The following is an 8,094-nucleotide window of genomic DNA, read 5'->3' as shown; positions in this document are numbered from 1 at the left end:
TCGGCCAGAGGGTTTGGAACGACTTTCCGCGGGCTCGACGGCGCAGCGCGGGAGGTGTTGCGAGCGTCGCCCCCGGTTCGGGTCGAGGGGCGACGCTCGCTGGCCGGAACTCCGCTAGGGACGAAGCACCACCGGAACGGGGACCGATGCACGGCGATGTGCGGCGAGGACGACCGTACGGTGCGGGCGACCGTCGAGCGAAGCGAAAGTCCGGGTCGCGCGAGCCACCCCCGTTCGCGGGGCGGTCATCCTCGGATAGCGGACATCGAGGGCTGATCGCGCGGTCGACTAGCGCGCCAGGGTGTCCCTCGGGTACTCGCCGAACCGACTGGCGTACATCTGCGAGAACCGACCGAGGTGCATGAAGCCCCAGTGTCGGGCGACGTCGCGGACCATCGAGGTGGTGGGGTCCGTCTGCAGGAGCTCCTCGCGGGCCCGGTCCAGGCGGACGTTCCGGACGTACTCGTTGGGCGTGACGCCGAGCTCGGAGCGGAACGCCTCCTGCAGTGCGCGCAGGCCGACGTCGACGGCCCGGGCGACCGACGTCGTCGTGATCGGCAGGTGTGCGTGCGCGTGCACGTACTCGACGGCCGCCCGGACGTGGGCGGACCGGACGCGCGAGATGCCGGCGTCCGGCTGTGGCGACAGCGGGTACATCTCCAGCAGCGCCGCCGACATCAGCCGCGCCATCTCCCGGTGGAGCAGGCCACCTGATCCCGCGTCGCGCAGGGTGTGGGCGACGAGCGCGGCGGAGTTGTGCCAGGCGCGGACCGCCGCGGCCGACGGCTCGGTGTGCAGGTCGAAGCGGAGCCCGGCGCCGACGTCACTGCCCCGCTCGGAGGCGACCCGTTCGACGAGGCCGCGGTCCAGGTGCACGAGGCGCTGGTCGTAGTCGGACAGGTCGAACGCGAACGTGCGCTGCGGGAGCAACGGCACCGGACGGCCGGGTGTGAGCTCAAGGGGACTGCTGCCGGTGTCGAACGTCCCGGTGCCGCGCGTCAGCCACTGCACGACGACGTCGTCCCCGGGCGGGACCTCACCGACGAGACGCCCGCTGAAGTGCGACGACCGCATGGTCATCGTGTCGTCCCCCTCGGCGGTGTAGCGGAAGGAGAACGTGTCGTCGAGCTGGACCGCGGCGAGGTCGGTGCCGCCGTACATCGTGGTGATCGCCGCCGACGCGGCGGCCGGGTCGGTCAGGCTGATCCCGATGTGGACCGGCGTCGGGTCCAGGGACGACATGACCCCAGCATCCCATGGTCGCGGGAGCACCACGGGAGCGGCACGGGCTGGACGGCGACCGGGACCGGACATGTCCGGCTTGCGCGCGTGCCGGAGCGCTGCCGGGCGTCGGTGTCCGCCTTTCGCGGATGCTCCTGCCGCGGTTCGTCCGGCGGGGCACGACGCCCCTAGCGTCGTCCCTGCCAGGACCGACACGGTCCTGTCGCACCGAGGACAGGACACCCGCATGCTCGACCGTCACGCTCTCGCCTCCCTCCGCCAGCACCCGACGGAGTGGCGCCGCCGCGGCCTCACGCCGCCGGACGAACTCGCCGCCATCGTCGCAGCCCGCCTGCACGAGCCGATGACCCAGACGTACGGCAGGGAGCCCGCCTACGCCGACTTCTTCGCCGCCGCGTAGTCCGCCGGCCCGGCATGCTGCACCAGCCGCTCATCCTGGAACCACCCGCCCGGAGCACCGACCAGTGGGCGGTCGTCGTGTCCGCGGACGCGCTCTTCACCGCCGAGGGCATCGCGTTCGTCACGCTCGACCGGATCGCGGCGTCCGCGGGACTCACCCGCCCGGAGCTCGACACCGCGTTCGCGTCGAAGGACTCCCTGGTCGTGGCCGCCCTGCAGTACCGGCACCAGGACTGGACGGAAGGGCTCCGGCGCTTCGTCGACGAGTTCGCCGACCCGAGGGACCGGGTGCTCGCCGTCTTCTCCTACCTCGAGACCTGCTTCGCGGACGGCGGCTACCACGGCTGCTCGTTCATCAACAGCTACGGGGAACTCGGCCGCAACGACCCGACCGTCGCCGGCCTGGCCGAGGAACACCTCGCCGCGCTCGAGGGCTTCGTCGCCGACCTCTGCACGGACGCTGAGCTGCCGACGTACCTGGCGGACGCCATGACCCTGCTCATCGAGGGCGCCCAGGTCGAGGCGGCGATCCACGGCACCGTCCAGCCGGCACGCTCCGCCCGGACGGCTGCCGCGATGCTGATGTCCGTCTACGACCGGTCCGACGGAGCCTGAGGGCGCCCGACCGCGAATTCCGGACAGCCCCGACTGCTCGGCGCAGACCGGGTGTCATGGTGGTCCGCGGTGCACGATGACTGACGAGACGACCGACCGGATCCGCGTCGACGAACGCGGACACGACCTCACCGCAGCGAGGGCGACCCTGGCTTCCGCGTACGCGGGCGTCGCGTGGTCGGCCGACCAGACCTCCCCGCAGTTCTCCTACCGGTACGCGGCCGCCGGGGACGCGAGCATGACGCTCCGCGCCGTCCAGTTCGCCGGGCTCCTCACGGGGGAGATGCCGGACGGCGACGACTACGTCGTGCAGTGGATCACCCGCGGCGCCGGCGTGCTCGACCTCGGCCGCCGCGAGATCCACCTCGAACCGGGCGTGCCGCAGATGTGGCCGAACGAGGCGTTCCGCTTCGCCTTCGAGGACTACGACCAGCGCCTGGTGCAGGTGAACCGCCAGCTCGTCGTGGACATCGGCGCCGAGCGCGGCCTCGACACCTCCGCGTTCCGCTTCGACCACACCGCCCAGCCCGACGCTGCCGCGATGCGCCGCTGGCGACAGACGGTCCACCTCATCTCCGCGACGACGATGGACCGCGCTGCGTCGCCGCTGCTCCAGGTGGAGATGGGACGTCTGGCCGCGGTGTCGCTGCTCGAGCTCTACCCGCAGCAGCACGTCGCCCTGCCCGAGGGACTCCTGCTGCCGCGGAACGCGCACCTCCGCACCGTCGTGGAGTACGTCCACGAGAACGCGCACCTGCCGATCACCACGTCGGACCTCGCACGCCTGGCCGGCCTGAGCCTGCGGTCGTTGCAGGAGGGGTTCCGCCGGCACCTCGGGACCACGCCGAACAGCTACCTCCGTGGGGTCCGCCTCGACCGCATCCGCGCCGAACTGCTGCACGCCGACCCCGTCCGGACGAACGTGGCGCAGGTGGCACGGCACTGGGGGTTCGCGCACGCCGGACGGTTCTCGGCGTCCTACGCGGAGCGCTTCGGCGAGTACCCGAGCACCACGCTGCGCGGCTGACGACGCGCGACGACGGCTGACGCCGCGCGACGAAGGCCGACGACAGTTGCCGCGGACGTCGTTGCGGAACTCCGCACCGTCCGGCTCGGGGCATTGTCCGCGAGACGCAATCCTGTTTCTCTGCACAGACAGCGAGCGACACCGCGCGCCCCGTCAGAAACAGAACCCCCCCATGGCTGCAGTCCCGGTCCCGGCCAGCTCGACCTTCGTGTCCCGCCTGCGCGAGGACGTCGTCGGCGGCCTCAGCAGCGTGCTGTTCACGACCGTCCTCGGGGCACCGCTCCTGCCGCGTGCTGCCCGCCGAGCCCTGCTCAACGCCGCCGGTGCGCAGGTGGAGTCCGGACCGAACGCGCAGTTCTCCCTGAACGGCAGCGCCAGGAACCTCCGGATCGGTCGCGGCGTCTACTTCAACACCCGCGTCGACATCGAGGCGATCGCGCCGGTGACGATCGGTGACCACACCGCGATCGGCATGCAGGTGCTCATCATGACGAGCCACCACGCCATCGGCACCGACGGCAGCTGGAGCAGCACCGCCGAGGGCCGGGAGGTGACCATCGGCAAACGGGTGTGGATCGGTGGACGTGCCACGATCCTCCCGGGCTCGCGCATCGACGACGACGTCGTGGTCGCGGCCGGTGCCGTCGTCACCGGCCACCTGCTGTCCCACGGCGTCTACGCGGGCGTGCCCGCCAAGCGCATCCGCGAGCTGGCACGACCGACGGCCGCCCCGGACCCCGCAGCCGTCACCGACCAGCGCTGAGCCGACCACAGCTGAGCCGGCCCGGACCGAGCAACCCTGGACCCCGGAGCCGGCCCCGCCTCACCACCCGAGCGTGCCGGGCTCGCCCTTGAAGGGCCCGACCACCCGTGAGGTGATCCAGCCGCCGTAGAAGTCCCCGGCCTGGGCCTGCACGACCTCGCCGGCGACCTCGCAGGAGTCCATCGCGGACGGGTAGATCGCGACGCGGCCCTCGAGCTCGCCGAACCCCGGCTCCGGCGTCGGGTAGTGCCATCCGGCCCGCTCGACGGTCTCGCCACCACCGTGGACGTCGAAGTAGGCGGCGCGGCCCTTGAACTCGCACATGCTCGACCCGCTCGTCCTGGTCAGCGCACCCGGCGCGAAGTCGGACACGGGCAGGTAGTACACCGGCGGGTGGCTGGTCTCCAGGACGCGCACCGCCGCGGTCGTGTCGGCGATCACGGCGCCGCCGAGGCGCACCACGATCCGGTCGGAGGTCTGCTCGACCCGCGGCGGGCGCGGGTAGTCCCAGACGGACTCCTGGCCGGGGCCGGGCTGGGTGGGTGCCGGGTGTCCCGGGAAGCGCGGTGTCATGCCACCGGTCTACCCGCCCAGGCGGTGCGGTTGCCGAGGACGGACCGGAGGCTCGTGGCGGGCCGGTACCGAGCCTCCCGTCCGCCGGGTGCCCACCACCACCGCACCGGGAATGCGCTCGCTGGCTGACACGGGCCGGCCGGTCAGGGCACCCCGAGCAGCGTGGTCCGTGCGGCGACGTCGTCGCACGATACGGAGGCACCATGTACTTCCACGCACAGACCTGGATCAACGACATCGCCGACGGCGACCCGGACCCCGCAGCCGCGAACGCGCTGCAGGAGGGCCTCGGCGGTCAGTTCGGCGAGATGCGCACCATGATGCAGTACCTCTTCCAGGCCATGAACTTCCGCGGTCCGGCGGCCAAGCCGTACCGCGACCTCATCCAGGGCGTCGGCACCGAGGAGATCAGCCACGTCGAGCTCATCGGCACGACGATCTCCCGTCTGCTCGACGGCGCCCCCGGGTACTCGGGCAAGGTCACCGACCCGGTCGACCAGCCGGGCGCGAAGGGTGCGACGCCGCTGTCGATCGCCCTCGACACGGGCAACATCCACCACTACCTCGTCGGTGCGCAGGGGGCCATGCCGGTCGACTCGGCCGGCAACCCGTGGAGCGGCAGCTACGTCTACAACTCCGGCAACCTGCCGCTCGACCTGCTCTACAACCTCATGCTCGAGTCCACCGGACGCCTGCAGAAGTGCCGCATCTACGAGATGACGGACAACCCCACGGCCCGCGCGACCGTCGCGTACCTGATCGTCCGCGACCAGGCGCACGAGAACGCCTACGCGAAGGCCCTCGAGACCCTCGGCGTGGAGTGGAAGTCGCTCCTGCCGATCCCGAAGACGAACGCGGAGCAGTTCCCCGAGGTCAAGGAGCTCGTCGACCTCGGCCTGCAGAGCAAGCAGTACAGCTTCGACCTCGACGGTGCGTCCGAGGCCGCCAAGATCTTCCGCGGCGCCTCGCCGTCGGGTGACGGCACTGACCTCGACGCGTCGGAGCAGGCCCCGAAGGGCGCGCCGTCCTTCATCGCCCCGGAGCGCCTCGAGGAGTTCGCGCCGGGTCTCGACAAGGACCTGCTCGCGCTCATCCAGCAGACCGCCGAGCTCGAGCTCGACGAGGCGGAGGACCCGCTGTACGGTCCGGTCGCCTGATCGACTGACCGGTCCACAGGACGGACGGGAGGCCCGTGGCGGATCCGCCACGGGCCTCCCGTCCGTCTCCTGGACCCGTCCAGGGCCCGGCGCGGGTCAGAGCCGCAGGCTGCGGTCCACGATCGCCCGCGCCACGTCGGACAGGGGCTCGCCGGTGGCGACCGCGTGGGCGCGGATGATGCCGAAGGCGTCCTCGATGGACACGCTCCTGACGTGGGAGACGACGCCCTTGGCCTGCTCGATGACCTCGCGGGACCCGATGGCGCGCTGCAGCTGGGCCTGCACGACCTCGTGTTCGCGGAGGGTCCGCTCGTGCAGGATGCCGATCGTCGCGACGTCCGCCAGGGCCCTGGCGATCCGGAGGTCGGGGGCGGAGAGCGTGCCGGGGGCGGTGCCGAACAGGTTGAGCGTGCCGATGACCGTGGCGCGGAGGCGCAGCGGCACGGCGTGTGCCGACCGGACGCCGAGCGCCAGGGCCCCGGCGCTGAAGGCCGCCCACTCGGAGGGCGCGTCCGCGATGTCCGGGCACACGACGGGCTGGCCGGTCGTGAAGGCCGTCATGCACGGCCCGGCCTCGGCGTCGAGCTGCATGACCTCGATGAGCCGACTGGTCTCCGACGTCGACGCGATGACCTCGAGTTCACCCCAGGCGTTCGCGAGCAGGATGCCGGCGGCGTCGACGTCGAGCACGTCCGCGCACGTCTCGACCAGGGTCTGCAGGAGCTCGACGACGTCGTAGGAGTCGACGAGGGTGTCGGCGAGCGTCGCGAACGTGTCGACGATCCGGGCCTCCCGTGGCGTGCCGGTCACCGCACGTCCTCGATCAGACCACCGTGCTTCTCGAACCGCACGGCACCGCTGATGATCTCCTCGGCGACCTGGCGCATCGACGTCTTCCGGGCGAACGCATGCCCCTGGATGAGCAGTGTGGCGTCGTCCGGCGTGATGTCGAGCTGCGCCAGGACCACCCCCGTCGCCTGGTGCACGACGCGGCGGGAGAACGGGTTGCGGTCGACGAGGGCGTCCTCGTCCTCGACGGCCTGGACCGCGCGCCGCAGCACCCGGCGGCCCATCGCGGTGGCGAGCGCCGACGCGATCTCCACACGGTCGTGTTCGAGGTCGGTCGGCTCCGGCGCGTACAGGTCGACGGCGCCGAGCGGGAACGGACCGAAGACGATCGGGAAGGCGAACACGGCGCGGACGGGCACCTCGAGCACCGCCTCGTTGAAGGCGGGCCAGGCGCTGTTCGGGTGCTGCACGATGTCGCCCTCGAGGACCGGGTTGCGCCGGCTCAGGGCCGCCCAGCACGGGCCCTCGGTCAGGTCGAGCTGGATCTCGTCGACGCGGAGCGCCGTGTCGTCCGACGCCGAGATGGTCTCGTTCGTCCCGAGCACGCCGAACGAGGAGACCGACACGCTGCCGAGCGGCATCGCCTGTCGGAAGGACTCGCCGAGTTCGTCGTCCGGCACGTCGAACGAGCGGATGGCGCGGAACGCACGCTTCACTGCGTCATCCATCGGCGTCCTCCTGATCGGTGTCCGATGGTACCCGCGAGCCGCCTTCGGGCGTCCGGAGTGTCGGCGGCGGTGCCGGTGGCGCGGTCGGGCCCCAGGCCGGCAGCTCGGCGGGCACGTAGGACCCGTCGGCCTCCGGCAGGCGCAGCAGTGGGTTGACCGAGGCGAGCCGCACCCCGTCGGTGTCGTGCAGGGCCCGGCGGACGGCGTCGTTCAGGACGAACGCCACCAGGTCCTCGGTCCCGCCGTCGGGTCGGTAGCCCTGCCAGGCGACGATCTCGTGCTCGGCTCGCCGCAGGGCGCTGGCCAGGGTCGCGTCGGGGTCCTCCACGTCGATCTCGACGTCGAGCACCAGTCGGAAGCGGCGCCGCTCACTGCCCGGGTCGGCCAGCGCCGGGATCCGGTTCCCCGGTTCGTCGTCCGGCTCGAAGTACCGGAGGGCGGCGGAGGGAGCGTTGCCGAACGCCGCGCGGTAGTCGGCGGCCATGCGCCCGGCGTTGCTGAAGTGCCAGCGCCGCGCGACCTCGGCGACCGTCGGACGCTCGGTCGGGTCGGCGGCCTGCAGGTCGCGTCGGACGCCCTCCAGTCGCAGCGCCCGGAGGTACTGCCCGGGGCTCACGCCGACCTCGCGGTGGAAGGCCTTCTGCAGCCCGCGTGGGGAGATGTTCACCGCCGCGGCGACGTCCGGAACGGCGATGCGTTCCTGCGCGTGGTCGTGGAGCCAGTGCAGCGCGTCGCGGACGGTCCGGGAGAGCCGGGGCGTCGTGCCCGTGGTCTCCGCTGGAGCGACGTCGTCACGCATGT

General features: G+C 72.1%; 10 protein-coding genes. 5 read left to right on the top strand and 5 right to left on the bottom strand.

Features of this window, described 5'->3' with window-relative positions; genetic code table 11:
• Positions 1–288: 288 nt before the first annotated feature.
• Positions 289–1,242: a helix-turn-helix transcriptional regulator gene (locus OXR63_RS05595; protein ID WP_267420660.1), complete on the bottom strand. Its 954-nt coding sequence runs from the start codon at positions 1,240–1,242 to the stop codon at positions 289–291.
• Between the two features lie 226 nt (positions 1,243–1,468).
• On the opposite strand from OXR63_RS05595, the gene OXR63_RS05590 reads away from it, so the two are divergent.
• The 4 genes from OXR63_RS05590 (at position 1,469) to OXR63_RS05575 (ending at position 4,046) form a co-directional block, all read left to right on the top strand.
• Positions 1,469–1,642: a hypothetical protein gene (locus tag OXR63_RS05590; protein WP_267420659.1), complete on the top strand. Its 174-nt coding sequence runs from the start codon at positions 1,469–1,471 to the stop codon at positions 1,640–1,642.
• 14 nt (positions 1,643–1,656) lie between these two features.
• Positions 1,657–2,256: a TetR/AcrR family transcriptional regulator gene (locus tag OXR63_RS05585; protein WP_267420658.1), complete on the top strand. Its 600-nt coding sequence runs from the start codon at positions 1,657–1,659 to the stop codon at positions 2,254–2,256.
• A 76-nt stretch (positions 2,257–2,332) separates the two neighbouring features.
• A complete protein-coding gene (locus OXR63_RS05580) occupies positions 2,333–3,283 on the top strand; it encodes a helix-turn-helix transcriptional regulator (protein WP_267420656.1) in 951 nt (316 codons plus the stop codon).
• Between the two features lie 172 nt (positions 3,284–3,455).
• Positions 3,456–4,046, top strand: coding sequence for an acyltransferase (locus OXR63_RS05575; protein WP_267420654.1), 591 nt, complete (start codon positions 3,456–3,458; stop codon positions 4,044–4,046).
• A gap of 60 nt (positions 4,047–4,106) precedes the next feature.
• Here OXR63_RS05575 and OXR63_RS05570 read toward each other — a convergent pair whose 3' ends face one another.
• Entirely contained in the window at positions 4,107–4,619 is a 513-nt protein-coding gene (locus OXR63_RS05570) for a DUF427 domain-containing protein (RefSeq protein WP_267420653.1), read from the bottom strand.
• A 203-nt stretch (positions 4,620–4,822) separates the two neighbouring features.
• On the opposite strand from OXR63_RS05570, the gene OXR63_RS05565 reads away from it, so the two are divergent.
• Complete coding sequence (locus tag OXR63_RS05565) at positions 4,823–5,776, top strand: manganese catalase family protein (RefSeq protein WP_267420652.1); 954 nt, start codon at positions 4,823–4,825, stop codon at positions 5,774–5,776.
• A 96-nt stretch (positions 5,777–5,872) separates the two neighbouring features.
• Here the strand turns inward: OXR63_RS05565 and OXR63_RS18340 are convergent, their stop codons facing one another.
• Genes OXR63_RS18340 through OXR63_RS05550 form a run of 3 tightly spaced genes read right to left on the bottom strand, consistent with a single transcriptional unit; the run spans position 5,873 to position 8,092 of the window.
• Positions 5,873–6,586, bottom strand: coding sequence for a GAF and ANTAR domain-containing protein (locus OXR63_RS18340; RefSeq protein ID WP_267420651.1), 714 nt, complete (start codon positions 6,584–6,586; stop codon positions 5,873–5,875).
• The gene (locus OXR63_RS05555) at positions 6,583–7,293 is read right to left on the bottom strand and encodes a GAF and ANTAR domain-containing protein (protein ID WP_267420650.1); all 711 of its coding nucleotides are present in this window, start codon (positions 7,291–7,293) and stop codon (positions 6,583–6,585) included. The genes OXR63_RS18340 and OXR63_RS05555 overlap by 4 nt, the downstream gene beginning before the upstream one ends.
• Positions 7,286–8,092, bottom strand: coding sequence for a helix-turn-helix transcriptional regulator (locus OXR63_RS05550; RefSeq protein WP_267420649.1), 807 nt, complete (start codon positions 8,090–8,092; stop codon positions 7,286–7,288). Before OXR63_RS05550 ends, OXR63_RS05555 begins: the two co-directional genes overlap by 8 nt.
• Positions 8,093–8,094: the final 2 nt, after the last annotated feature.

The organism is Curtobacterium sp. GC_Cur_3, assembly GCF_026544205.1.
Taxonomy (GTDB): Bacteria; Actinomycetota; Actinomycetes; order Actinomycetales; family Microbacteriaceae; genus Curtobacterium.
Note: the sequence above shows the minus strand (reverse complement) of the source record. Positions and strands in the feature narration are given on the sequence as shown.